Origin of the sequence: Polynucleobacter sp. IMCC30063 (genome assembly GCF_021395235.1) — a bacterium.
Lineage (GTDB): Bacteria > Pseudomonadota > Gammaproteobacteria > Burkholderiales > Burkholderiaceae > Polynucleobacter.
The window spans coordinates 494,568-519,223 of the sequence record NZ_JAJVCQ010000001.1 but is presented as its reverse complement, the minus strand read 5'-3'; the positions used below and the strand labels follow the sequence as shown (position 1 = coordinate 519,223).

24 protein-coding genes and 1 pseudogene are annotated in these 24,656 nt (G+C 47.7%); 12 read left to right on the top strand and 13 right to left on the bottom strand.

Features of this window, described 5'->3' with window-relative positions:
* Both dapB and LZG75_RS02750 read right to left on the bottom strand, forming a co-directional pair.
* Window positions 1-795, bottom strand: coding sequence for a 4-hydroxy-tetrahydrodipicolinate reductase (gene dapB / locus LZG75_RS02755; protein WP_233935739.1), 795 nt, complete (start codon window positions 793-795; stop codon window positions 1-3).
* Window positions 796-814: 19 nt separating this feature from the next.
* A complete protein-coding gene (locus tag LZG75_RS02750; RefSeq protein ID WP_370634741.1) occupies window positions 815-1,546 on the bottom strand; it encodes an outer membrane protein assembly factor BamE in 732 nt (243 codons plus the stop codon).
* Window positions 1,547-1,650: 104 nt separating this feature from the next.
* Between LZG75_RS02750 and fur the strand changes: the two genes are divergently transcribed.
* Window positions 1,651-2,100, top strand: a complete 450-nt coding sequence (fur, locus tag LZG75_RS02745) for a ferric iron uptake transcriptional regulator (protein WP_233923094.1) — start codon at window positions 1,651-1,653, stop codon at window positions 2,098-2,100.
* A 38-nt stretch (window positions 2,101-2,138) separates the two neighbouring features.
* Here fur and gap read toward each other — a convergent pair whose 3' ends face one another.
* Together gap and tkt are read right to left on the bottom strand one after the other, a co-directional pair.
* Window positions 2,139-3,155 carry a type I glyceraldehyde-3-phosphate dehydrogenase gene (gap, locus tag LZG75_RS02740; RefSeq protein WP_233923095.1) on the bottom strand — a complete coding sequence of 339 codons (1,017 nt, stop codon included), beginning with the start codon at window positions 3,153-3,155 and terminating at the stop codon, window positions 2,139-2,141.
* 22 nt (window positions 3,156-3,177) lie between these two features.
* Entirely contained in the window at window positions 3,178-5,151 is a 1,974-nt protein-coding gene (tkt, locus tag LZG75_RS02735; protein WP_233935736.1) for a transketolase, read from the bottom strand.
* Between the two features lie 67 nt (window positions 5,152-5,218).
* Between tkt and LZG75_RS02730 the strand changes: the two genes are divergently transcribed.
* Window positions 5,219-5,956 (top strand): 16S rRNA (uracil(1498)-N(3))-methyltransferase, encoded by a 738-nt coding sequence (locus LZG75_RS02730; protein WP_233934935.1) that lies wholly within the window; start codon window positions 5,219-5,221, stop codon window positions 5,954-5,956.
* A 13-nt stretch (window positions 5,957-5,969) separates the two neighbouring features.
* On the opposite strand, the gene LZG75_RS02725 is transcribed toward LZG75_RS02730, so the two are convergent.
* Both LZG75_RS02725 and LZG75_RS02720 read right to left on the bottom strand, forming a co-directional pair.
* Window positions 5,970-6,590, bottom strand: a complete 621-nt coding sequence (locus LZG75_RS02725) for a barstar family protein (RefSeq protein WP_233923097.1) — start codon at window positions 6,588-6,590, stop codon at window positions 5,970-5,972.
* A gap of 139 nt (window positions 6,591-6,729) precedes the next feature.
* On the bottom strand, window positions 6,730-9,054 hold the full coding sequence (locus LZG75_RS02720; RefSeq protein ID WP_233923098.1) for an NADP-dependent malic enzyme: 2,325 nt from the start codon (window positions 9,052-9,054) through the stop codon (window positions 6,730-6,732).
* A gap of 150 nt (window positions 9,055-9,204) precedes the next feature.
* Here LZG75_RS02720 and thiL point away from each other — a divergent pair, with 150 nt between their 5' ends.
* From thiL to LZG75_RS02705, 3 genes are read left to right on the top strand one after another with little or no spacing between them, the layout of a single operon-like run.
* Complete coding sequence (thiL, locus tag LZG75_RS02715) at window positions 9,205-10,266, top strand: thiamine-phosphate kinase (protein ID WP_370635386.1); 1,062 nt, start codon at window positions 9,205-9,207, stop codon at window positions 10,264-10,266.
* Window positions 10,267-10,272: 6 nt separating this feature from the next.
* On the top strand, window positions 10,273-10,812 hold the full coding sequence (locus tag LZG75_RS02710) for a phosphatidylglycerophosphatase A (protein WP_233923099.1): 540 nt from the start codon (window positions 10,273-10,275) through the stop codon (window positions 10,810-10,812).
* Window positions 10,812-11,378, top strand: coding sequence for a CinA family protein (locus LZG75_RS02705; RefSeq protein ID WP_233934934.1), 567 nt, complete (start codon window positions 10,812-10,814; stop codon window positions 11,376-11,378). Before LZG75_RS02710 ends, LZG75_RS02705 begins: the two co-directional genes overlap by 1 nt.
* Here the strand turns inward: LZG75_RS02705 and corA are convergent.
* The gene (gene corA / locus LZG75_RS02700) at window positions 11,328-12,293 is read right to left on the bottom strand and encodes a magnesium/cobalt transporter CorA (RefSeq protein ID WP_233923101.1); all 966 of its coding nucleotides are present in this window, start codon (window positions 12,291-12,293) and stop codon (window positions 11,328-11,330) included. The two genes, LZG75_RS02705 and corA, sit on opposite strands and share 51 nt — an antisense overlap.
* Window positions 12,294-12,365: 72 nt before the next feature.
* Between corA and pyrF the strand changes: the two genes are divergently transcribed.
* Window positions 12,366-13,238: an orotidine-5'-phosphate decarboxylase gene (pyrF, locus tag LZG75_RS02695; protein ID WP_233923102.1), complete on the top strand. Its 873-nt coding sequence runs from the start codon at window positions 12,366-12,368 to the stop codon at window positions 13,236-13,238.
* Here the strand turns inward: pyrF and mtgA are convergent.
* The 6 genes from mtgA to mpl are packed head-to-tail and all read right to left on the bottom strand — an operon-like array spanning window position 13,195 to window position 19,931.
* Window positions 13,195-13,911, bottom strand: coding sequence for a monofunctional biosynthetic peptidoglycan transglycosylase (gene mtgA / locus LZG75_RS02690; RefSeq protein WP_233934933.1), 717 nt, complete (start codon window positions 13,909-13,911; stop codon window positions 13,195-13,197). The two genes, pyrF and mtgA, sit on opposite strands and share 44 nt — an antisense overlap.
* The gene (gene aroE / locus LZG75_RS02685; protein ID WP_233934932.1) at window positions 13,898-14,815 is read right to left on the bottom strand and encodes a shikimate dehydrogenase; all 918 of its coding nucleotides are present in this window, start codon (window positions 14,813-14,815) and stop codon (window positions 13,898-13,900) included. The genes mtgA and aroE overlap by 14 nt, the downstream gene beginning before the upstream one ends.
* Before the next feature lie 9 nt (window positions 14,816-14,824).
* Complete coding sequence (locus LZG75_RS02680; RefSeq protein WP_233923105.1) at window positions 14,825-15,718, bottom strand: energy transducer TonB; 894 nt, start codon at window positions 15,716-15,718, stop codon at window positions 14,825-14,827.
* Window positions 15,696-17,738, bottom strand: coding sequence for a ribonuclease catalytic domain-containing protein (locus LZG75_RS02675; RefSeq protein ID WP_233934931.1), 2,043 nt, complete (start codon window positions 17,736-17,738; stop codon window positions 15,696-15,698). The genes LZG75_RS02680 and LZG75_RS02675 overlap by 23 nt, the downstream gene beginning before the upstream one ends.
* 2 nt (window positions 17,739-17,740) lie before the next feature.
* The gene (fabG, locus tag LZG75_RS02670; RefSeq protein ID WP_233923107.1) at window positions 17,741-18,475 is read right to left on the bottom strand and encodes a 3-oxoacyl-ACP reductase FabG; all 735 of its coding nucleotides are present in this window, start codon (window positions 18,473-18,475) and stop codon (window positions 17,741-17,743) included.
* Between the two features lie 58 nt (window positions 18,476-18,533).
* Window positions 18,534-19,931: a UDP-N-acetylmuramate:L-alanyl-gamma-D-glutamyl-meso-diaminopimelate ligase gene (gene mpl, locus LZG75_RS02665; RefSeq protein ID WP_233934930.1), complete on the bottom strand. Its 1,398-nt coding sequence runs from the start codon at window positions 19,929-19,931 to the stop codon at window positions 18,534-18,536.
* A gap of 40 nt (window positions 19,932-19,971) precedes the next feature.
* On the opposite strand from mpl, the gene LZG75_RS02660 reads away from it, so the two are divergent.
* The 6 genes and pseudogenes from LZG75_RS02660 (at window position 19,972) to LZG75_RS02635 (ending at window position 24,632) form a co-directional block, all read left to right on the top strand.
* Window positions 19,972-20,499: a TlpA disulfide reductase family protein gene (locus tag LZG75_RS02660; protein ID WP_233934929.1), complete on the top strand. Its 528-nt coding sequence runs from the start codon at window positions 19,972-19,974 to the stop codon at window positions 20,497-20,499.
* Window positions 20,500-20,689: 190 nt separating this feature from the next.
* Entirely contained in the window at window positions 20,690-21,148 is a 459-nt protein-coding gene (gene aroQ, locus LZG75_RS02655) for a type II 3-dehydroquinate dehydratase (RefSeq protein ID WP_233934927.1), read from the top strand.
* A gap of 72 nt (window positions 21,149-21,220) precedes the next feature.
* Window positions 21,221-21,718, top strand: coding sequence for an acetyl-CoA carboxylase biotin carboxyl carrier protein (gene accB / locus LZG75_RS02650; RefSeq protein ID WP_370635385.1), 498 nt, complete (start codon window positions 21,221-21,223; stop codon window positions 21,716-21,718).
* Window positions 21,719-21,738: 20 nt separating this feature from the next.
* Entirely contained in the window at window positions 21,739-23,103 is a 1,365-nt protein-coding gene (accC, locus tag LZG75_RS02645) for an acetyl-CoA carboxylase biotin carboxylase subunit (protein ID WP_233923111.1), read from the top strand.
* 2 nt (window positions 23,104-23,105) lie between these two features.
* A pseudogene (prmA, locus tag LZG75_RS02640) lies at window positions 23,106-24,017 on the top strand (50S ribosomal protein L11 methyltransferase); the annotation flags it as partial.
* 96 nt (window positions 24,018-24,113) lie between these two features.
* A complete protein-coding gene (locus LZG75_RS02635) occupies window positions 24,114-24,632 on the top strand; it encodes a DUF3426 domain-containing protein (protein WP_233923381.1) in 519 nt (172 codons plus the stop codon).
* The last annotated feature ends 24 nt before the right edge of the window (window positions 24,633-24,656 follow it).

Genomic DNA, 24,656 nt, shown 5'->3' with positions numbered 1-24,656 from the left:
TTATATTCCTAATACATCTTGCATATCAAATAAGCCCACAGCTTGGGTTTGCAAAAACTGCGCGGCGCGTAAGGCACCTTGTGCATACGATTGCCGACTAGTCGAGTGATGGCGAATTTCGATCTGCTCGCCTTCGCCAATAAAAAACACGCTGTGGTCGCCCACAATATCGCCGCCACGCATCGCCGAAAATCCAATACTGTCAGGTTTGCGCGCGCCAGTGTGACCTGCGCGTGCATAAACAGCGATATCAGAAAGCTTTTTGCCTAAGCCGCTAGCAATCACCTCACCCATTTTCAGTGCGGTTCCTGAAGGGGCATCTACCTTGTGACGATGATGGGCTTCGGTAATTTCTATATCGTATCCCTTGCTCAATAAGCGCGTAGCTTCAGCCAGAATTTTAAGAGTTGCATTAACCCCAAGACTCATATTAGGCGCCATCACAATGGCAATTTTTTTTGCCGCTGCAGTGAGGGTATTGAGTTGCTCAGCAGTAAAGCCCGTAGTACCAATGACCATTTTTACTTTTGTCTGTAGGGCAAAAGTGAGGTGCTGCAAAGTACCTTCCGGCCTCGTAAAGTCGATTAAACAGTCGGCTTGCCTAAGGCCCTGCGCGATATCAGTAGTAATAATAACGCCCGTTTTTTTGCCTAAAAACGCCCCCGCATCTTCACCCACTTGAGGGGTAGTGGCCTGCTCTAAAGCACCCACCAACTGCAGCTGGGGGTTGCCAAGAATGGCTTCAATTAGCATGCGACCCATGCGACCGGTTGCACCGGCAACGGCAATTTTGATAGTGGACTGTGTCATAAGCTTATTTTGCTTGAATATTGCTTGGAGGAGCAGTTGGATCGGGCATATCACCAGAACGGATATTGGTGACGACGGGCGCATCGGGAAGTGATGTTATCGGCACAACCCCAGAAGACTGGGCTGCCTTAGTTGCTTCGGCTGCCTTGGCAGCATTTTCTATAGCGATGGCTTGGCTTAACTCTTTCTCAAGAGGGCCGGCCGACTGCGGTGTTCTAAAGGGGGTCAAGGTACCCTCATTACCGGTAATGGGTCCACCTTGAGGGAGGCCTTGCACCAGTAGCTCTGGCTCTGCTACCGGCGCTGGACCTTTATTTGTGCCGGTTAAGTATTGCCAAAAAGTGCGCTTGCGTTTGGCATAGTTGTCGATTTCGGCAACCAACTCAGTTTCGGTTGGCAAAGCGTTACCTTCAAATTTAATAACTTTATTATCAGCAAAAATAATCGTCACTAGACGTTCCTGGCTAATTTTTTGACCTTCACGTTTAAATTCAAAGACGTAATCCCAGCGATTAGCATGAAAATAATCGGCCAATAAAGACGTACCCATAATTTGTTGTACTTGTTCGCGAGTTAAACCCAGCTGCAGTTTGGCGTACTGCTCACTAGAAATAAAATTGCCCTGCACCACGTCGGGCACATAAGGCCTAAAAATGCGATTAACCCAGTCGCGCTGAACATTTTCTACGCTTGGAATACAGCCGCTGAGGACGAAAACACTAGCCAAAGAACCCACTATGAGGGGACTAAGGAAAATCCTTAAAGCGCGAAGAAAACAGAAAAAACACATTTGCGTGGCAAGCCGTATCATTAAGTGTTTGATTTTAGCGCTTGCTTGATATGAACCACTCGACCACCCCTTCTAACCTCCGTGAAATTGGCCTGAAAGCCACTGGGCCAAGGATGAAGATTTTGCACTTTTTCCACCAAAATCCAGCCTCCCACTTCAGTGCCGAAGAGGTATTTATGGCCCTGACCCAAGAAGACCAAGAAATTGGCTTAGCTACCGTCTACCGGGTCTTAACCCAATTTGAACAAGCTGGCCTCTTATTACGTAGCCATTTTGAATCGAGCAAAGGCGATAGCCGAGCCATTTATGAATTAAACGAGGGTAACCATCACGACCATTTAGTGTGTCTTGACTGTGGTCATGTCGAAGAATTTGTTGATGAAGCAATTGAGCGCCGCCAAAAAGATATTGCTAAAAATCTTGGCTTTAAATTGCAGGAGCACAGCTTAGCGATGTATGGGCATTGCCAAAAAAAGAACTGTCGCAATAAATTAAAATAGACGTCGCCCCGATGCTGCAAGCTTGAATTGCTCTAATGCTAGTGAGCAGCCATGAGCGCTTCCGCGGCATTTAGCATTTGGGTTGAGTAACCCCACTCATTGTCGTACCAAGCCAAGACCTTCACTAATTTACCGTCCGCCGATACGCGAGTTTGAGTAGAGTCATAAATACTGGGGCGCGGATCATGATTAAAGTCGATGGAGACTAAAGGCAGCGTATTAAAACCTAAAATGCCTTTTAATTCGTTTTCACTCGCAGCTTGCAAAATCGCATTGACTTCAGCTACCGTGGTTGCGCGCTTGGGCACAAAGGTGAGATCGACGACTGAAACATTAATGGTTGGGACCCGCATAGCAAACCCATCAAAGCGCCCTACCAATTCAGGTAAAACTAAGCCAATGGCTTTTGCGGCACCGGTTTTGGTAGGAATCATGCTGCTCACTGCAGAGCGAGCACGGCGCATATCCTTGTGATACACATCGGTTAACACTTGATCGTTGGTAAATGCATGAATCGTCGTCATCAAGCCCGATTCAATACCAATTTTTTCAAGCAAAGGCTTTACTAATGGCGCCAAGCAATTGGTTGTGCAACTCGCATTTGAGACCACGATATCAGTTGGTTTTAAGACCGCTTGATTGACACCATACACAATCGTCGCATCCACATCTTTTTCACCGGGCGCTGAGATTAAAACCTTCTTGGCGCCTTGCTGTATATGCACTAGCGCTTTCTCTTTGGAGGTAAATTTACCGGAGCACTCGAGAACTAAATCGACGCCTAATTCTCCCCAAGGGGTTTCGAGCGGATTGCGAGTCGAAAACATCTTGATACGATCACCATTGACGATCATGTCATTGCCATCAATATCAACCTGCAGAGGAAAACGGCCGTGGGCCGAATCATATTGGGTTAAGTGGGCATTGACATCTAAACTGCCCATAGCATTAATTGCCACAATTTGGATGTCGCGTCTGGGTTGCTCTTCGTACAACGCGCGCAAGACCATTCTACCAATGCGCCCATAGCCATTAATTGCAATTCGAATTGTCATGCTAGTTCCTTATTCTCTTTACCTAATCGTGCTTGGCAATACATTGCTGCACTGTTTTACTAATTTGTTCTACTGTCAAGCCAAAATAAGCATACAACTCGGGGGCTGGCGCCGATTCACCGAAGGTATCAACACCATGTACCGCAGCACAACCATACTTCCACCAAAAATCAGTTACTCCAGCTTCAATAGCAATGCGGGGTACTTGAGGTGGTAACACTTGCGACTTATACGTGGTACTTTGTTGATCAAAGAGCTTGGTGCATGGCATCGATACCACCCGAATTGAGCGGCCTTGCTGAGTAAGCGCAGCAGCAGTTTGTAAAGCTAGACCAACTTCTGAGCCTGTAGCCATAATGACTGCATCGAGTTTGCCCTTGCCATCTTGTAATACGTAAGCGCCACGTTGAATCTGGGCAATTTGCTGCGCACTACGAGGTACAAAGGGGCAATTTTGCCGGCTGAAAATTAATGCGCTCGGACCATTTTGGCGCTCGAGGGCTGTGCCCCAAGCAACTGCACTTTCGGTCGTGTCACATGGGCGCCAGACCATTAAATTCGGTATTAAACGTAAGCTGGCAACTTGCTCGATCGCTTGATGCGTTGGCCCATCTTCACCCAAGCCAATCGAGTCGTGTGTAAACACAAATAAGACCCGAATTTTCATGAGTGCTGCCATGCGAATAGCATTGCGACTGTAATCGGAAAAAGTTAAAAATGTCCCACCAAAAGGAATATAGCCGCCATGCAATGCCATCCCATTCATGATGGCGCTCATACCAAATTCGCGAACCCCATAATTAATATGGTTGCCCCACTGATTGGCGCGAACGGGTTTACAAGCATTCCAATTGGTTAAATTAGAACCCGTTAAATCGGCTGAACCCCCTATTAGCTCTGGAACAGCGGGGGCTAAGGCGGTGATGGCATTTTGACTTGCTTTGCGCGTCGCAATTGTTTCCGCCTTGCTTTGACAGAGGGCAAGATAATTACTTAAAGTTTTAGCGAAGTTATTGGCTAGCTTGCCTTGCATGCGGCGTTGCAATTCTGCTGCTAACTCGGGGTAGGCTTGGCGATACGCGGCAAATTGTTTTTCCCAACTGGCTTGTGCAGCTTTACCGCGCGCTTGAAAATTCCACGCAGCTAATAAATCTTGCGGGATCTCAAATGGGGCATGTGGCCATTCCAGCGCTACGCGCGTGGCGGCGATTTCCTCTGCACCCAATGGAGAACCATGCACTTTATCGCTACCAGCCATATTCGGTGAACCATAACCGATGGCGGTTTTACAGCAAATTAGTGTTGGCTTATCACTCTGTTTAGCCTGCTCTAAAGCGCGCGAGACGGCGGCGGCATGATGGCCATCGACATTACGCAGGACATTCCAACCGTAGGCTTCAAAACGTTGTGGCGTATCTTCACTAAACCAAGGACCTACTTTGCCATCGATGGAAATGCCATTGTCATCCCACAGCGCAATTAACTTACTCAGTTTTAAGGTGCCAGCTAAGGCACACGATTCATGGCTGATACCTTCCATTAAACAACCGTCACCTAAAAATGCATAGGTGTAATGATCAATGATGTCAAACCTCGGGCGATTAAATTCTTCGGCTAATAATTTTTCAGCTAAGGCCATACCTACCGCATTAGAAATTCCTTGACCTAATGGCCCTGTCGTAGTCTCAACCCCTACGGTAATGCCGAACTCGGGATGGCCTGGAGTTTTACTATGCAACTGCCGAAAGTTTTTTAATTCGCTAATGGGTAAGTCATAGCCAGAAAGATACAACAAGGAATACAGCAACATCGAGCCATGACCATTTGACAGTACAAAGCGGTCGCGATTGAGCCACTGTGGATCGCTCGGGTTGTGTTTTAAATGTTGATCCCAGAGTGCTACAGCAATATCGGCCATCCCCATAGGCATTCCAGGATGACCCGAGTTGGCTTGTTGGACTGCATCCATTGCTAAATGCCGAATGGCATTCGCCATGCGGATTTGTAATATTGCATTTGGGGGAGTTGGCATCGTAAGTATGGATTTCGCTATATATTAGGTAATGCCTCAATTTTATCTTCCCCCGCCTTGGTTTCCCGAAAAACCGCTGAGCTTACCCACTGAATTAGTGCACCACCTGCGGGTGCGGCGCATTCAAACCGGTGAAACTATCCCCATTTTTGATGGTGCAGGCATGGTGGCCAAAGCCACTATTCTTGAATTAGGAAATAAATCAGGCTTGGCTTCCCTGAGCGCTATTCGCTTAGATCGTCAGCGCGAAGCCCCTTATGCCATTACGCTGGCGCAAGCCTTAGCAGGGGGCGACAAAATGGATTGGATTGTGGAAAAAGCGGTTGAGACTGGTGTGCAATCGATCGTGCCCTTGCAATGTGAGCGCTCGCTATTAAAGTTGCTGCGGCCAAGCGATGCAGAACGGGCGGAAAAACGGCGTCTGCATTGGGCAGGCATTGTGCAAGCCGCTTGTGAGCAATGCGACCGTACCGTCTTGCCCACCCTAGAGCCCATTCAGAGTTTTGAGTCCTTCTTGACAACCAAGCCAGCGCCCGTTTTAAAACTATTACTCAGCCCCGATGCTAAAGTGCATTTGGCCGATGTTTTGGCTGCTACCCCACCGCAACATTGTATTTTGATGATTGGACCTGAGGGTGGTCACTCGCCAGCTGAAGAAACACTAGCCATAGCTGCAGGCTACCAATTGCTGTCTTTAGGAGAGCGAATTTTGCGCACAGAAACTGCTGGAATTGTGGCGATTACAACCGTACATGCAATCTGGCGCTAATGACCTCAGCAGCTTAGGCGAAAGAATAAAATACGCGATAAGGCACGCGACGCTCAGACCAAAAATCAACTGCGTCACGGAAAACATCGAGTAAGGTTTCGCGCGCCTCTTTGTCGAACTTTTGTGTACAAGGCAAGCCTTCGAGCACCACCACAAAGCCTGGCTGTGGACCCGCTTTATCGACCAAAGTAGTTAAAGCATCTAACAATGGGTCAAAATTCTTCGCCTGCTGTTTAGTAAACATATAGGCATTGGCAATCGACTCCAGCACTTCGCCTTTGGTCATCGCTTGCGCACAATTAGTATACACAAAGTGTTGCCCAAGCTCACTAGCAGCCTCCATGAGGTCGTTAGTCCGAAAAGCTCGGATCGATTGCACAATATTGGGACGCACACTACGTAGCATGGCAGGAGGTCCTGCGTCCCGAATGGCTAAAGCTGCACGCCAAGAAGCTGTCACTTTTTTCCCCAAAACTTGATTTGCTGCAAAGGTTTGTAAATGAGATAAACCGCCCTGCGCATAAATGCTGGCGGCCGAAGATTCAATTTCAGTTCGGTCGCTGTTATCCCATTGTTCCGCACGGCTATGGTCTTCTAAGCTTGCTGAAGAGTTATTTTCAGGAAGTGTATTCATAATGACTATAAGATTACCCCGAACCGGCGATCAAATCAAGCCTCAATATGGCAGTTTATAGCTAAGTATATGATTATATTAAATAAAATTATATGAGAGTGAAGGCTAACCTAATCCTAAAAGGGGTATTTTTGCGGCCCTAAATGAGGCCTCGGGCATTGCTGGCAGCCTCTACGACTGCTAAAGTCGTCACATTCACAATACGTCTGACCGTCGCTGCCGGGGTCAAAATATGCACTGGCTTGGCCACCCCTAGCAAGAGGGGCCCAATAGCAATGCCATTGCCGGCAGCGGTTTTTAAGAGGTTATAAGAAATATTAGCGGCATCAATATTGGGCAGTACCAATAAATTGGCCTCACCCCGTAACGAAGAGGATGTCACTGCCGCAGCACGAATTTCGGGATCGAGCGCACAATCACCGTGCATTTCGCCATCGACTTCTAAAGTTGGTGCTAGCTGTTTTAAGAGGGCTAACACGGCACGCATTTTGAGCGCTGAAGGGGAATCGCTCGAGCCAAAGTTGGAGTGCGAGAGCAAAGCCACTTTAGGCACGATGCCTAACTTGCGTAACTCGCCCGCGGCCATCAAGGTAATTTCGGCTAATTGCTCGGCGCTTGGATCAGCATTGATGTGGGTATCGACTAAGAAAATTTGTCGCCCCGGTAAAACCAAGCCACTCATCGCGCCATAGACATTCGCACCAGGCTCATGTCCAATGACCGCATCGATATAACGCAGATGGGTATTGACATCACTAATCGTGCCACAAATCATGCCATCGGCAAACCCTTTAGAAATTAAGGTTGCGCCGATTAAGGTATTACGTCGGCGCATTTCTAATTTAGCAAAAGATTCAGTCACGCCTTGGCGCTCAGTTAGCTTGAGATAGCTTTGCCAAAAATCGCGGTAACGTAGATCACTTTCAGGATTCACTATCTCAATATCGGTACCAAGCTGCATCCGTAAACCAAACTTTTCAATGCGGTGCTCGATGACACTGGGTCGACCAATTAAGATGGGGGTAACTAAGCCTTCATCCAACATAATTTGTACTGCGCGTAAAACCCGCTCGTCCTCACCCTCACTAAATACAATGCGTTTTTGATCGGCTGGAATTTGCTTAGCAATACTAAACAAGGGCTTCATCATGGTGCCCGAGTGATACACAAATTGCTGCAACTGATCACGATAGGCACTGAAATCTTTTATCGGCCGCAAGGCCACACCATCATCCATCGCTGCTTTAGCTACTGCTGGGGCAATGACGGTAATGAGGCGAGGATCAAAGGGCTTGGGAATTAAATACTCGGGACCAAAGGAAAGGTTTTCAGTGCTATAAACCGCAGCCACTATTTCGCTTTGCTCTGCTTGTGCCAGCTCGGCAACCGCATTCACCGCCGCAATTTCCATGCCACGGGTAATGGTAGTGGCTCCAACATCGAGTGCCCCGCGAAAAATAAAAGGGAAGCACAGCACGTTGTTCACTTGATTGGGATAATCGGTACGACCTGTGGCCATCACGGCATCAGGTCTTACTGCCTTCACTTCCTCTGGCAGAATTTCTGGTGTGGGATTCGCTAAGGCATAAACCAATGGGCGCGCAGCCATTTTTTTAACCATCTCTGGTTTTAGGACTCCGCCAGCCGATAGGCCCAAGAAAATATCGGCACCTTCCATCACTTCGCCCAAAGAACGTAATTGCGTTACTTGGGCAAAGGGATCTTTTTGTGGATCCATTAATTCTTTACGGCCTTCATACACCACACCGGCAATATCGGTAACCCAAATATGCTTGCGGGGTAAGCCTAAATCAACTAGTAAATCTAAGCAGGCTAAAGCAGCTGCGCCAGCGCCTGAAGTTACTAACTTCACTTGCTTGAGATCTTTGCCAACTACCTTCAGGCCATTCAGAATCGCTGCTGCCACCACAATTGCCGTGCCATGCTGATCATCATGAAAAACGGGAATTTTCATGCGGGCGCGTAATTTTCGCTCAACCACGAAGCAATCGGGGGCCTTGATATCTTCTAGGTTAATGCCGCCAAAGGTAGGCTCTAAAGCAGCAATGATCTCGACTAACTTATCGGGATCATTTTCATTCACCTCTATATCAAAGACATCAATTCCAGCGAATTTTTTGAACAGAACCGACTTGCCTTCCATGACCGGCTTACTGGCGAGTGGGCCAATGTTACCTAAGCCCAAAACCGCGGTGCCATTCGTAATTACGCCTACCAAATTGCCGCGCGCAGTGTACCGAAATGCATTCCTTGGATCACGGGCAATTTCTTCACATGCAGCAGCGACGCCGGGCGTATACGCTAAGGCTAAATCACGTTGATTGGTTAATTGCTTGGTAGGGGCAATGGCAATTTTGCCGGGGGTTGGAAACTCGTGATACTGCAAAGCCGCCTCACGAAGGGCTTTAATTTGCTGCTCTTTTGCGGTTTCTGCTGCGCTCATGCGAACTTTCGTCTCTAACAAGCCCAATTTCAAGGAATTTTGGGCTAAAAATTGGGCTAAAAACCTTCATTCTAGTCCTCCTACGCCTTCTAGTCATTTTGCCCGTCTAGCTATTGCGCCTTGTGAGCGCTTGCAACATAAAATAGCTAGATGAGTGCGCCAGCCAAACTTCCACCAGATTCATCGCTGAGTTCATCAATGCGTGAATTTGCCGTAATTGAGAAATACTTTAAGGCAGGTGCGCAAGCAATGGCGCCAAGAGCAAATCTTACCGAGGAAGATCGCGCGTCGATTGCACTTGGCATTGGTGATGACTGTGCCTTATTAGCAATACCTCGCAATCAAGTCTTAGCAATTAGCACGGATATGTTAGTAGAGGGGCGGCATTTTTTGCCAGGCGCGAACCCGCAGTGGCTTGGTCATAAAGCTTTGGCTGTTAATCTTTCTGACTTAGCAGCCATGGGTGCACAACCGATTGCCTTTACTTTAGCTCTGGCTTTACCTGCAGCAGACCCGGTTTGGTTAAATCAATTTACCGCGGGCTTATTTCAACTGGCTAAACAATTTAACTGCCACCTAATTGGCGGCGATACTACCGCTGGGCCACTAACTATTTCCATTACGATTATGGGTCAGGTTGGTGCTGGGCAAGCACTGCGCCGAGCGGGCTCAAAACTCGGTGATGATATTTGGGTCTCAGGCCACGTTGGTGATGCACGTTTAGCGCTAGGCGCGCTACGTAAGGAATGGTCTATCAGTGCCCACGCTTTAGCTGAGGTCTTACCACGCATGCATTTGCCTACTCCACGCATTGCCTTGGGCCTCGGCTTAAGGTCACTAGCCAGTGCCGCAATTGATATTTCCGATGGTCTCCTCGGTGATTTACGTCACCTCTTAAGAGCCTCACAGGTTGGCGCGGTGATTGATGTATCAGCGCTACCAGTTTCAGCGTCGCTGGCGCAGCAACCGGAAACGTTTCGCTGGCAATGCGCGGCTGCAGGTGGTGATGACTATGAATTATGTTTTACTGCCGCACCTGAGAAACGCGAACAAATAGAAGCCTTAAGTCAAACCTTATCTCTACCATTAACGCGGATTGGTTTTACAAGTGAGTCGGCTGATGCTGCAATTCATCTCTTGGATGGTCAAGGGCGACCCATCGATGCAATCATGGCCGCAAATTTACTGCGCTCATTTGATCACTTTGCTTAATTACGCATGCTGATCCAACCCCAAATCTCATTGCGCTGGATGCTGCAAACTGGCAACCGGACCTTTGCGCTGGGCTTTGGTAGCGGCCTCAGCCCTTTTGCACCTGGCACCATGGGTACTTTATGGGCATGGGCAATATTTTGGCTCGGTAACTATTTTTTTTCGGCTAATGATTGGGCCTGGATTATTGCGCTTGGTTTCGTTTTTGGTTGTTGGCTTTGTGGTTCGGTAAGCAAAGAAATTGGCCAGGCCGATTTCGGCGGTATTGTGTGGGATGAAATCATCGCCTTTTGGTTGATCTTATTTTTTATCATGCCGACCAACCTTTGGACCCAAGCCGCAGCGTTCATTTTGTTTCGCTTCTTTGATGCAGTTAAGCCTGGACCAATTCACTTAGTAGATCGCTATTTTAAAAAAGCTCCAGCAGCAGAAAACCCCAATTTTTGGCAAACCCTGTGGCAGGGTTTTGGCATCATGATTGATGATGTCTTGGCAGCTTTCTTTACACTCTTAATCATTGCTTTATTTCAAACGCTGGTATTTTGATGATCACAAACAATTTGACCGCAAACACCGTTGCGCAATTAGCGCAGTCATTAGGCTCACAACTAAGCCTACATAGTTGGAGTGTGGCACTAGCGGAATCATGCACAGGCGGCTTAGTGTGCGCCAGCCTTACTGAAATTGCGGGGTCAAGCGCCTGGTTTGAACGGGGTTACATTACCTATAGTAATCAAGCAAAAAGTGAGTGTCTGGGTGTTAGTGCTGAACTCATTGGTTCATTTGGTGCAGTTAGCGAAGAAGTAGCCAAAGCAATGGCCGAGGGTACCCTAAAAAATAGTGCCAGCAACCTAGCAATTGCGATTACAGGAATCGCTGGGCCAACAGGTGGCAGTCCCGGCAAGCCAGTTGGGACAGTTTGTTTTGGCTGGGCATTCACGCCGGTAGCAAACAATCTGCCTTCGCCAGCGCTAGTTAAAGTCAACACCCAACATTTTGCTGGCGATCGAGCAGCGGTCCGAACACAAGCTTGCGCCTTTGCCCTGCAAGGCGCATTGGCTTTAATTCATCCAACCTTTACGACGGAAATACCACAGCGGAATAATGGCTGAAATCATCATGATGCCAATAGCCATGGGATAACCCAACTCCCACTGGAGTTCAGGCATAAAGCGGTAGTTCATTCCCCAAATACTCGCTAATAATGTTGGCGGCATTAAAGCCACTGAAACCACTGAGAAGATCTTAATAATTTTGCTTTGGTTCAAATTAATAAAACCTACCGTTGCATCCATTAAGAAGTTAATTTTATCGAATAAGAAAGCGGTGTGATTTTCTAAGGAGTCAATATCACGCAAAATTTGCCGGGCTTCTTCTTGTTGCTCATCGGAAAGTAATTTGCTACGCATGAGAAAAGATAAGGCACGGCGCGTATCCATTACATTACGCCGAATTCGGCCATTGGTATCTTCTTCTTTAGCAATAGTTTCGAGTACATCAGCGGCATCCGCATCGCTTATGTCGTCGGATAAAACCTGTTTACCGGCGAGCTCTAAATTTTCATAGACTTCTTCCAAAGCGTCGGCAGAGTATTCGGCATCGGTGGAATATAAGTCTAATAAAACATCTTTCGCATTACTGACCGAGCCCGGACGTAAGCGGGCCCGCAGCCGCACTAAGCGGAAAACTGGCAAATCTTCATCGTGGATCGAAAACAGGACATTTTTTGTGAGTACAAAAGCAACCCGTACGTTACGCGAGGTTTCGTCTTCATCTAACAAGAAGTCGGTACGAATATGCATATGGCCATCATCTGCCTCAAAATACCGTGCAGAAGCCTCCAGGTCACCCAAATCATCGAGCTCTGGGAGAAGCACATCAAAGGCCTCTTTAATCCAGATGAGCTCTTCCTCTTCGGGATCAACCACATCAATCCAAATGGGATTAACGTGCTGGAGTAGTTCATTGCGATCTTCGACTTGCTCTTGAGAGAGTCGACCGTTTTGCAGGACGAACAAGTTGATCATGGTGAACTCCTAAGGAATGCGCTAGTTTATCCTATGAGCTATGACAAATTCTCTAAATGAATCATCTTCTTTATGAAATCAAATTCAGTCAGCTTTATTGAGCAAATTCAGGCGGCCTGGGCAGCGCAAGAAAGCCTGCTGTGCGTAGGCTTTGACCCTGATCCAAAGCGCTTACCCGCCTGCCTAGTGGGCCAAAAGGACGCCGTCTTCACTTTTTGCAAAGAAATAGCCGATACCACGGCCGATTTAGTCTGCGCCTTTAAGCCCCAATTTGCTTACTTTGCCGCTCAAGCGGCTGAGCCGCAACTGGAAAAGTTGATGCATTACCTCAAAAAAACCTATCCCCATATTCCTATTATTTTGGACTCTAAAAGAGGGGATATCGGCAGCACCGCCGAACAATATGCAATAGAGAGCTTTGAGCGCTATGAGGCTGATGCAGTAACGGTGAGCCCATACTTAGGACACGACTCGGTTGAGGCTTATTTGCGCTATACCGGCAAAGGGGTCATTATTTTGTGTCGGACATCTAACCCTGGCAGTGCCGACTTGCAAGCCTTACCCGTGATGAACAAAGCGGGGTCTGAACCCCTTTATTTGCAGGTGGCACGCTTAGCCAGCCAAGAGTGGAATACCTCTGGACAAGTTGGCTTAGTAGTTGGTGCCACTTTTCCAGAAGAAATTACCCAGGTACGTGCCATCATCGGTAATATGCCCCTATTAATTCCGGGTATTGGTGCTCAAGGCGGTGATATAGATGCCACCGTAAAAGCAGGGCAAATTGCCGGGCAGCCGGGCACAGGCATGATTATTAATTCATCACGGGCCATTTTGTATGCCAGCGCTGGCGCTAATTTTGCTAGCGCCGCCCGCACAGCCGCTCTCAGTACGCGCGCTGCAATTAGGGTCGCGGTAGCACAATGCGATCCATATTCTCCAAAATAAAAGCCTGCCTAGTTGGAAAATGAATGCTCGCCTTACGGCAATATTTAATTTTATCGAAGCATTTCGGCGCAGGTAAGGCCGATGCCAAGGCGGCGGCCTGATCACGGCTTAAAGCAGCTGGCGTGGTGACAAAATAATGCTGTGCAGCAGCGCCGACCCCAAAAATCCCCTCACCCCACTCGACTGCATTCATATAGATTTCAAACAGCCGCTGCTTCGATAAAATAAGCTCTAGCAGGCCTGTAATCACTAACTCTTGGGCTTTGCGGAAATAATTTTTCTCTGCAGATAAAAATAAATTTTTGGCTAACTGCTGAGTAATCGTCGAGCCGCCACGGACAGCTTGCGTCCCTTTTTGCTGATTGCGCTCCCAGGCTTTTTGCATGTCCTCAAGGCGCACGCCATGATGTTGAAAAAAAATATCATCTTCGCTCACCAAAATAGCGCGCTTTAAATTACTAGATATTTTCTGATACGGTGTCCAGCTAGATTCAATTGCGCAAGACCAATGCCAAGTACATAAGCGCCAACGTTCGGCACGCTGAAAGGCAGTTGAGCTTGGTTGTAATACTGACCACAGTGCAATTTGAATCACAAAATAAATTTGCATGGCCACAATTCCAAAAACCACACACTTCAAAAAATAACTGAGGTGGGTTTTAAGCCAAAACATGACGCAATTCGGCCAAGACTTGCCGCGGATTAATTGTGCTACTGAAAGTTGCACCACGCCAAATTAAAAAAGCAGCAGCGGCTTGTTCTACTAGCATACCAAGCCCATCACTCACACGTGATCCATGTTGCAGGGCCTGCTGCATGAAGGGCGTCGGCTTGCCATAAACCAAGTCATAGGCAAAAGTACGAGGCTGAAAAAGCTGCGCAGCGGCTTGATCACTAAGAGGGGAAAGCACAGTTAAGCTGGCCGCAGTAGCGTTAATCACTAAATCAAATTGACCGAGTGTGCCTGAGCTCACTTGCGTTACTAAATCTTCGCTTGATTCTGCCGTTAATGCGACGCCTACCGAATGCGTAAGCTCGGCAAATAGTGTTGCCAACTGCTTAGCTTTGCTAGGTGAGCGATTCGCAATCATTACAGCTGCTGGACTTTGCGCCAGTAAAGGACCAATGATCCCACGGGCTGCACCGCCTGCTCCTAATATCAAAATCTTCATGCCCTTTAATTCAATTCCTTGTGCATCTAAATCGCGCACTAAACCTAAACCATCGGTGTTATCACCATTAATTTGGCCTCCGGCTTGCCATAGGGTATTGACCGCACCGGCAAGTTGCGCATGCGCAGTAAGTTGTTTGGCAAAGGCGCAGGCCTCTAATTTAAAAGGTATGGTCACATTCAGGCCTCGACCACCCTGCTGAAAAAAAGCCTCAGCAGTGGCTTGAAACCCCTCTACTGGAGCCTGTATGCGCCCGTAATACATGGCCTGCGCCGCCTGCTCAGCAAAACGTTGGTGAATCCAAGGCGAGAGGCTATGGCCAATGGGATTGCCAACCACTGCGTAGCATGCTTTACCCAAAATAGTTGCAGGATCAACTTGATCGTAAAAAAGTTTGGTGTCCATAGTGCTAGTTTACCGATGCAATTCCAAACGGTTACTTCCTGGCGAACTAGCATCACGGGTAAATTCAAAAGTAGCCACCATATCTAAAACCTCTAATTGCCTGCGCATCTCCGCGGGGAAGGGTCCAAAAGGTGCGGCGGCGCGCACAATTGCTAGCGCCTGACGATCTAACTCAGCAATGCCAGAGGGGCGACTAATTTCAATACCAGTTAAATTGGGTCGAGCGACGAGTAAATTTCCAGCGCTATCGACACTGATTAATACAATGAGGCTACCGTAAATTGGTCGACCATTGGCACGAGGGAAAAAGGTGCTGCCATACGCTTCAATTTTTTTGCGCATCGCATCGTAATACTGCGCAAAGACCACTGCCTTTGCATTGCTCGCCGTCAAAATTGCGCGGCGCTGCGACTGACCTGCTTGATTCTGCAAACGCTGTGCCAATTCTGTCTCTAAAGCATTAAATTGGGGTTTTGCAGTTTGCTCTTCTCCGCTAAGTCTGCCGCCAGACTGTTTGTGCTGAGCATCGAGTTGGGCCAACATTTTTTTTTGTTGTTTTTCTAAGACCTCCATCTGCGCTTCTATTCCCAAACGAGCGCGGTGCATAGCGCTGGCATTCTGGGGCGGTGCGGCGCCACCCCCCTGTAAATCAGCTTGGGCTAATTGATTGGCCTGCTTTGACGCACTTTGACTATTCGCATTGACCAAAATTACACTTAAGGCCGTATTCAAGCGACGATTTTGCGTCTCCTGCCAACCCCAGCGAAAAGACAAAAAAATTGTGTGTAAAGCAATTGACGCTAGTAAAGCGCACCAGATAGGGTGTCTTAAACAGGCGCGCTTAAACCTGAAGCGAAAAGCGTTTTGTTGCTCAGCAAAATCATGGGTTTGCAGTTTCGTCATTAATCTTAGGTATTCCGTCAGTTACTGTGCTTACCGTTGCTACATCGACCAAAGCCTCAATTTCTTTCACCCGCGTACTCGCAGTGAGCTGCAATAAATCGACTGCCGTAACCTCAATCATGGCACGGGTCAGACGCCCGTGGGAAGCCAGCTCAGGAATGGGTAAGTGCAGGGGAATGAATTCAGCCCTTGCCATCCCTTCTTTTAAATGCCGCACTGTAATTGCAGTTGGCAGATTATTTTGTAGCAACCAACGTAAGCACCAATATTTTTCAAGCCGATCTTGATATTCTCCGTAGACCTGATAACAAGCCTCAAAGTCGGCTGCGATACCCATTAAATCGGCATCGCGTGGCGGAAAGGGGGCCACCATTTTTGCCATTACTCCATGACGAATAATGGCGAGTAATTGCCATTGATTGACTAAATCGGTATAGCGTCGCAAGGGAGAAGTACACCAAGCGTAATACTCCAGACCCAAGCCCTCATGCGGCGCAGGGGTAGTTTGCATGCGAGTGCGCAAGGGTCCCCAACCTTTTTGCGTTCTAAATAATCCCGGCAGACCCTGTTCAGCAAGCAGACGCCCCCAAGTGCTATTACAGTAAATCATCCACTCAGCGACGACGGTATCTAATACCGAGCCCCGCTGGCGAGGAATAATTTCAATCTGCTCTGCTCCTACAGCGCCTGTAATCTCAAACAGAAAATCGCGCGCTAAGGCGCCTGGCTCAGCAGGCCCCAGTGGCTCGGCCCTGAGACCATTGGCCACACGTTGAGCCTGTCGCTGGGCGTGGAATATTTTTGCGGTTCGCCATAAGACCCCTAATTCCATTTGAAAGGGGGCAGCTAAGGTCCTTTCTTTACCCGCATGTTCTTCAAGCATTTCAGCACTTACGAGTTTCTCAAGATCTTCCAAACGTAAGTTTGCTGCGATTGACACTAATTCAATGACAGAGCGCGGACTAGCAGCGGTTAATTCTCCTTCTGCATCGACTTCCACATATAAGGAAACAGCTGGTCGAGAAAAGCCAGCATCGAGCGAAAACTGCTGAATGAAGTCGGGAGGCAACATGGTAATTTTGTCGCCAGGAAAATAGACTGTCGACATGCGAGTTCGGGCAATTTGATCGAAAGCGTCATCTCGGTGAATTGCTAAAGCAGGGGCTGCAATATGAATGCCAATCCGAAACCCCCCGCCGGAAATGGCGCTCACTGAAAAGGCATCATCAATTTCAGTTGTACTGGCATCATCAATCGAAAAGGCCTGGACTGGGGCCTCTGGTAAATTCGCTAGCGCTTCTTGTAGGGCATGCGGAGCAATACTCAGGCCGCTAGCGTGAGTAACTCCGTGGGGGAAATGCTGTTGTAAAAAAAGCCCTTGGTGATAATGCAAAGGGGACTCAAGCGCACCACAGCGCATAAATAATTGTGCGGGAGTTTCGCCAACAGTGGCACAAGCTGCTAACACCGCCTTATATGCCAAGCTATTTTTGTCTGGCGTAAAAAGTAAGTTATTAATTTGGTTGCGTAAGCCCGACGGAAAAATTCCTGCGACCAATTCATCTGCCCAACAAGCTTGTTGCGCTAATTCTGTCTTTTTACGTTCAATTGCCGCTAAACCTGCTTGTAATTGCTCGAGTGGCGCACGCAGAAAACGACCCCGACCCTTACGCCGAAAATAAATCGGCGCGCCCTGCAAGGCAATGGCTAAAGCGATTTTTTGCGCCACAGTAACTGCATTGCCAAAATACTCAATTGCTAAATCAGTAAAGATAAATTCTTCAGCAGGGGCACAATCCCAGAGTAGCTGCAAATCGATTTCCTGTGCCACGACAGCGGCGGCGTCGATGGCAATTTGGGCACTAGGTTGTTCAAACCGTAACCAAACTTCTTTTGCCTTCAGTTTTAGTTGTTTGCCAGAAAGGCTGGCCACTAACCATGACTCGCTATCGCCTGAACCACTAGAAGATATAACTGTTGCAGCACGAATTTCGCCGCTTTCTTCATATACCAGTTGCATACTTAAAGTGAAATTCCGCCGCTCGCTTCGAGCGCAATACCATTAACGTAACTCGCCTCATCGCTGGCTAAAAATAAATAGATATTGGCCATTTCTGCTGGTGTACCTAAGCGCCCTAACCAGCATCGCCTTTCAATATCAGCCAAGATAGCGGTTGGCATGGCCTTGACCATTTCGGTAGCAATAAAACCCGGGCAAACCGCATTGACTCGAATGCCTTTAGGTCCTAATTCACGCGCCCACGTTTTAGTAAACCCAATCACCCCAAATTTCGAAGCGGAATAATTGGTTTGACCAAAATTACCATACAAACCAACTACACTGGAAGCATTCACGATAGCGCCTTTACCAGCCTCTAGCATATAAGGCGCAACTAATTGGGTGCAGTTAAATACCCCTTTTAAGTTCACATCGATGACTGCATCGAATTGGGCTTCGGTCATTTTGATCAGCCGCGCATCTTGGGTAATGCCAGCGTTATTAATTAAAATATCAATGCGCCCATGGCGCTGCATAATCATCTCAATTGCTGCTTGAATAGAAGTGCGATCAGTCACATTAATGGCATAAGCTTCGGCGCCTGCCAAACTAGCGGCAGCCTTTTGCACTGCTTCTAGATTCACATCAGCCAACATCACTTTGGCTCCCTCTGCAGCAAAGCGTTGTGCGGTTGCCAAACCAATCCCTTTTGCTCCGCCAGTAATGATGGCTACTTTATCGTGCAAACGTTGCTGCATATGACCTATCCTTTTGGTTATTTCAATCGAGACTCAGAATAGCTCAACTCAACATAAATTAAGCAAGGCACTCTAAAATTTTCTGGTGTATCCCACCAAACCCGCCATTACTCATCACTAAAATATGGTCGCCTGATTTGGCTTCCGCTACAACTGCTGAAATTAGTTGCTCTAGGTCACTAAAAACCAGGGCTTTGGGTGCGAGTGATGGTAGGTTGAGTGGTGCCAATGCGCCTTCTAAATCCCAGCTGAGGGCCCCTTTACCTGCTGTGGCCTCATACGCAAAAACATGGTCTGCCAAATTTAGGCTCGCGGGTAGTTGGGCTTTCATTACCCCTAATTTCATGGTATTGGAACGGGGTTCTAGTACTGCCAAAATACGTGCCCCACCCACTCGGCGACGTAAGCCATCTAGTGTAGTTGCAATGGCAGTGGGGTGATGGGCAAAATCATCGTATACCGTGATGTGGTTTTTTATGCCGATGACTTCTAAACGGCGTTTAACATTTCGAAATGTTCCCAATGCCTTTGCCGCTTCACTTGGCTTAATGCCAATATGATGGGCGGCTGCGATTGCAGCTAGGGCATTCAGTTGATTATGTGTGCCCATTACACCTGAATCTTTTTCCCACACTAGCTCGGCAACTGGCTGCCCTTGATGAAGCACCGTAAAGGCATCAGCAGCTTGTGGCAACAATGACCAGCTAGCATTTTTGTCGCGACCAAACCCCTCTACTGCCGACCACGCGCCGCGTTGCAAAACCCGTTCTAATGCTGGCTCGCCGGCATTCACAACTATTAATCCATTGCCCGGTACTGTTCTCACTAAGTGGTGAAACTGGGTTTCAATCGCCGCTAAGTCGCTAAAAATATCAGCGTGATCAAATTCCAAATTATTGAGCAAGGCGGTACGCGGACGGTAATGCACAAATTTACTGCGCTTATCAAAAAACGCCGTATCGTATTCGTCGGCCTCAATAACAAAGTATTGGCCCGCCCCAAGGCGCGCCGACACAGAAAAATTCAGGGGCACGCCACCAATTAAATAACCTGGTTCAAGACCGTGGCATTCGAGTATCCAGGCGAGCATGGCCGCCGTGGTCGTTTTACCGTGAGTGCCTGCTACGGCCAAGACATGTTGCCCAGCTAGCACTTGTTCGCCCAACCATTGGGGCCCAGAGGTATAAGGTAACCCTAGGTTCATGATGGACTCCATCAACGGGTTACCACGGGAAACCACATTACCAATGACAAATAAATCGGGCCTTGCTTCAAGCTGCAATAATTGATCGGGGGAGTATCCTTCAATGAGTTTGATACCTTGGGCCTCTAGCTGTGTACTCATTGGCGGGTAGACATTGGCGTCACATCCAGTGACCTGGTGTCCGCACTGTCGAGCAATTGCAGCAATGCCGCCCATGAAAGTACCGCAAATGCCCAAGATATGAATATGCATTACTGAATTTTAGCTAAGGAGTGTTGGTGTGAGTCAAAGAATGAACCGAAAACAATGGCTAAGTGTGGCCCTGATTGCCATTATTGCCCTTTTCGCCGGCATTGGAATTTCTCACTGGTTGGCTAAAAACCGCTTAAGCGGTGACCCGAGTGCGCAACAATTTTTCCAGCAGGAGTGGGTCAAGCCAGACGGACAAATATTAAACCCCGCGATTTGGCAAAACCGTTTAGTACTCGTGAATTTTTGGGCCTCTTGGTGTCCACCCTGTGTAGCCGAAATGCCGGCCTTAGACCAACTGAGTAAGGATCTAGCGTCAAAGCCGGTGATTTTTATTGGCGTTGGCATTGACTCACCAAGTAATATCCGCGAATTTTTACTGAAAACCCCTGTTTCCTACCCCATTGTGATTGGCGGCCTAGAGGGCAGTCAAATGGGCAAGACTTTAGGCAATAGCCAGGGAGCACTACCTTTTACTGTGATTATCGATGCAAAAGGACAGATCATCTACCGAAAATTAGGCAAGATAGATGCAGATGAGCTAAAAAATGTCATTTTAAAGGCTATTTAACAAAAGTTAGCTGAACTTAGCCATTTTTAATCTACTCTTTTACCCCCAGAGCTGAGGTATCCCGATTCGTTTTTACGGGTTTTTATTTGCGGCTTTACTATTTTTAAGCCCTCAAGCGGGTATACTTTGACGATGGTAAAAATAGCTTTCCCGCCTTTTTATCTTTAACTGTACTTAAAAGTTGTTATTTATGTCGAAAAAACCATTAATTCTCGTTATTCAGGGCCCTAATCTCAATTTGCTGGGTACCCGTGAGCCTGGTATTTATGGTTCGAAAACCTTAGCTGAGATTCATGCTGAACTGAATTTAATCGCTCAGAAGGCTGGCATTGAGCTGCAAACCTATCAAAGCAACCATGAAGGTGAGCTAATCGATTGCATTCAAAAAGCCAAACAAGATGGCGTCGACTTTATTTTGATTAATCCAGGCGGTTTCACCCATACCAGTGTTGCTTTGCGGGATGCCTTGGCTGGTGTGGCGATCCCCTTTATTGAAGTTCATTTGTCCAATATTCATCAACGTGAAGCCTTCCGCAAACATTCTTATTTATCGGATCTTGCAATCGGCGTTATCTGTGGTCTTGGCCCCCTTGGCTATGAATTAGCCCTCAAGGCAGCCCAGCAGCAGCTGCAGGCACCTGCGCAATAAGTTGGCTAAATCATTGCAAGCCCTTCATGTCGTTCAATCTCCCTACAGCTTCATTCAGTAAGCAGAAAGTAAATGGCTATGGACCTAAGAAAACTCAAGACCTTAATTGATTTGGTTGCCGACTCAGGCATTTCCGAGCTCGAAGTAAATGAAGGCGAAGACCGAGTGCGAATTGTGAATACCCGAGATGCGCAGGCATCTGGCGCGCACAATCTTAGCCATGCCCCAAGCAACTTAAATTTTCCTGCGCCCACAGTGAGTCCGAATACGCTAGCGAGCTCGACTGCAGAAACAAATCAGGGCAAAACGCCCGAAGAAGATCAGCCTGCGGCCGAAGGCGTCATTGCCCGCTCGCCCATGGTGGGCACTTTTTACCGCGCACCGAATCCAGAATCGCCTAATTTTGTCCAAGTCGGTGATATTGTTACCGTTGGCCAAACCCTCTGCATTATTGAGGCTATGAAGTTGTTAAATGAGATTGAAGCCGAGACTGCTGGTGTCATCAAGCAAATTTTGTGCGAAAACGGCCAAGGGGTTGAATACGACCAACCCCTCTTTGTGATTGTCTAATTTACTTTTCCGAAACGCATATGTTTGACAAAATCCTGATTGCTAATCGAGGCGAAATTGCGCTTCGCATTCAGCGCGCCTGTCGCGAGCTGGGCATTAAAACCGTAGTGGTTTACTCGGTTGCAGATAAAGAAGCCAAGTACGTTAAGTTGGCTGATGAAGCTGTATGTATTGGGCCAGCGCCATCCCCCTTAAGTTATCTAAATATGCCCGCTATTATTTCTGCGGCTGAAGTAACTGATGCTGAAGCCATTCATCCAGGCTATGGCTTTCTTTCTGAAAATGCCGACTTCGCCGAGCGGGTTGAAAAATCAGGTTTTGCGTTTATTGGCCCTCGGCCTGAAACGATTCGCCTAATGGGCGATAAAGTCTCGGCTAAGCGGGCCATGATTAAAGCAGGTGTTCCTTGTGTGCCAGGTTCAGAAGGGGCATTACCAGATAACCCAAAAGAAATTATTGCTGCGGCTAAGCGCGTTGGCTATCCCGTCATTATTAAAGCTGCTGGCGGAGGTGGTGGTCGAGGCATGCGCGTAGTACACACCGAGGCCGCCCTCATTAATGCCGTTAATATGACCCGCGAAGAAGCAGGACGGGCTTTTGGTAATCCCGAAGTCTATCTCGAAAAATTTCTCGAGAAGCCACGTCATATTGAAATTCAGGTTTTATCCGATACCCATGGTAATGCGGTCTGGTTAGGTGAGCGCGATTGTTCAATGCAGCGGCGCCACCAAAAAATCCTCGAAGAAGCCCCAGCTCCTGGAATTGATCGACGATTGATTGCAAAAATTGGTGAACGCTGTGCCGAGGCCTGCAAAAAAATGGCTTACCGTGGTGCGGGAACCTTTGAATTTTTATATGAAAACGGTGAATTCTTTTTTATTGAAATGAATACCCGTGTGCAAGTCGAACATCCTGTCACCGAAATGATTACGGGCATTGATATTGTGCAAGAACAAATCCGCATTGCCGCAGGCCTCAAATTAGCCTTTCGCCAAAAAGATATTGTCTTCCAAGGTCACGCCATTGAATGTCGTTTGAACGCCGAAGATCCCTTTAAATTTACGCCCAGCCCAGGGCGGATTTTATCGTGGCATATGCCAGGGGGCCCTGGTATTCGGGTTGATTCGCATGCCTATAGCGGTTATATGGTGCCCCCAAATTATGACTCCATGATTGGTAAGTTAATTTCTTACGGCAAAACCCGTGAGCAGGCTATTCGACGCATGCGCATTGCCTTATCAGAAATGGTCATTGATGGCATTCAAACGAATGTCCCCCTCCACCGCGAGCTTATGCTAGATCCTAATTTTGTTGAGGGCGGAACGAGTATTCATTATTTAGAACATCGCCTTGAGGAACAGGCGGCCAGCCGCGGCAAAAGCTAATCGTGTCTTATCGTGAACTCATTTTCATGGTGGCTGCTGAAGTTGCTGAACCCCTTGGGGATGCTTTACTTGAATTAGGCGCGCTCTCAGTTACGGTTGAAGATGCAAGCGCAGGAGGTTACGATGAAAGCCCACTTTATGGCGAGCCTGGGCTAGCTCCAGATCTTCAGGCATGGGAACGGTCTACGGTTACTGCGCTCTTCCCACCTTCGCTGGCAGACGCTAATGAAGAGCTAAGGGCCATTTTAAGTGCTTTAACTGCGGCAGATTTTAAGTTAGCGCCGCCGCTGGTAAAAATGGTAGCAGAGCAAGATTGGGTTCGCCTCACCCAAAGTCAATTTGAACCCATTCAAATTGGCCAGCGTATTTGGATCGTACCTTCTTGGCATGACACTCCGGTTGATACCAGCGCAATTTGTTTAGCCCTCGATCCTGGACTTGCTTTCGGCACGGGTAGCCACCCCACCACACGACTCTGTTTGCAATGGCTAGAAAGTCAATTTAATTTACATGGCCGTAGTCTCTTAGATTACGGTTGTGGCTCTGGCATTTTGGCCATTGCTGCAAAAAAATTGGGTTGCAATCCGGTGCTGGGAATTGATATTGATCCGCAAGCCATTATTGCTGCCACCAGTAATGCTGAAATAAACCAAGTAGCAATCGATTTTGTTTTGCCCGATGGTGAAATCACTCATGCGCTAGCACCAACGCAGTTTGATATTGTGATGGCGAATATTTTAGCTAACCCATTGCAGCTGTTAGCCCCCCTGCTAATCAGTCGTTTACGTCCAGGTGGACACCTTATTCTTTCTGGTATCTTGGCGCGTCAGGCTACTGAAATCGCGACGGCCTATAGCCAGTGGCTACCTCTCACAGTAGTGGGAGACAGTGAAGGTTGGGTTTGTTTGCATGGTATCTTGCCACTGAATTTGGCTGCTACGGGGCCTCGTCCAGCAACTCGTACACCTAAAAAATCTTGGCTTCTCTATGTTTTACTCAGTAGTTTGTTGGTGTTGCTTTTGCTCATCGGCGGCAGTCATTTATTTAGGGCGCCCTTGTTACGCTCACTTGCACCACAAGTGGATGAAAAAATAAATCCCTTGAATCTTGCCGCTTTTACTTCGGTATTAAAAGTAAATACGATTCTGTGCAAATATCTCAGTTGCAAGGAAGCGCCGATTAAGGCGTTTGAGGCGTGGAAGATAGATTCGGCTAGCTTGGGCATGGAAAATAAAAATAACGCCTCTAAAGACGCTGAGATCCCCTCTATTTTGTCTTTTGAATTACAAAATCGTTTGGCTTTGCCTGTTGCATGGCCAAATATTGAGCTAACTTTAATTGATATCTCCGAAAACACCCTAAGTCGAATTGAGTTTTTGCCGGCAACGTGGCTATCAGCTCAATTTCAAGCTGACCATCCTGATTTTCAACACACCGGGGCAGCAGCTGGCCTAAAAGTGAGCTGTGCTATGCCACTAAAATTACCAGCTCAAGCCGCAGGCTATCGCTTGCGAATTGTGTATCCTTAATTTTTGCAGCTACTTTATTTAGAA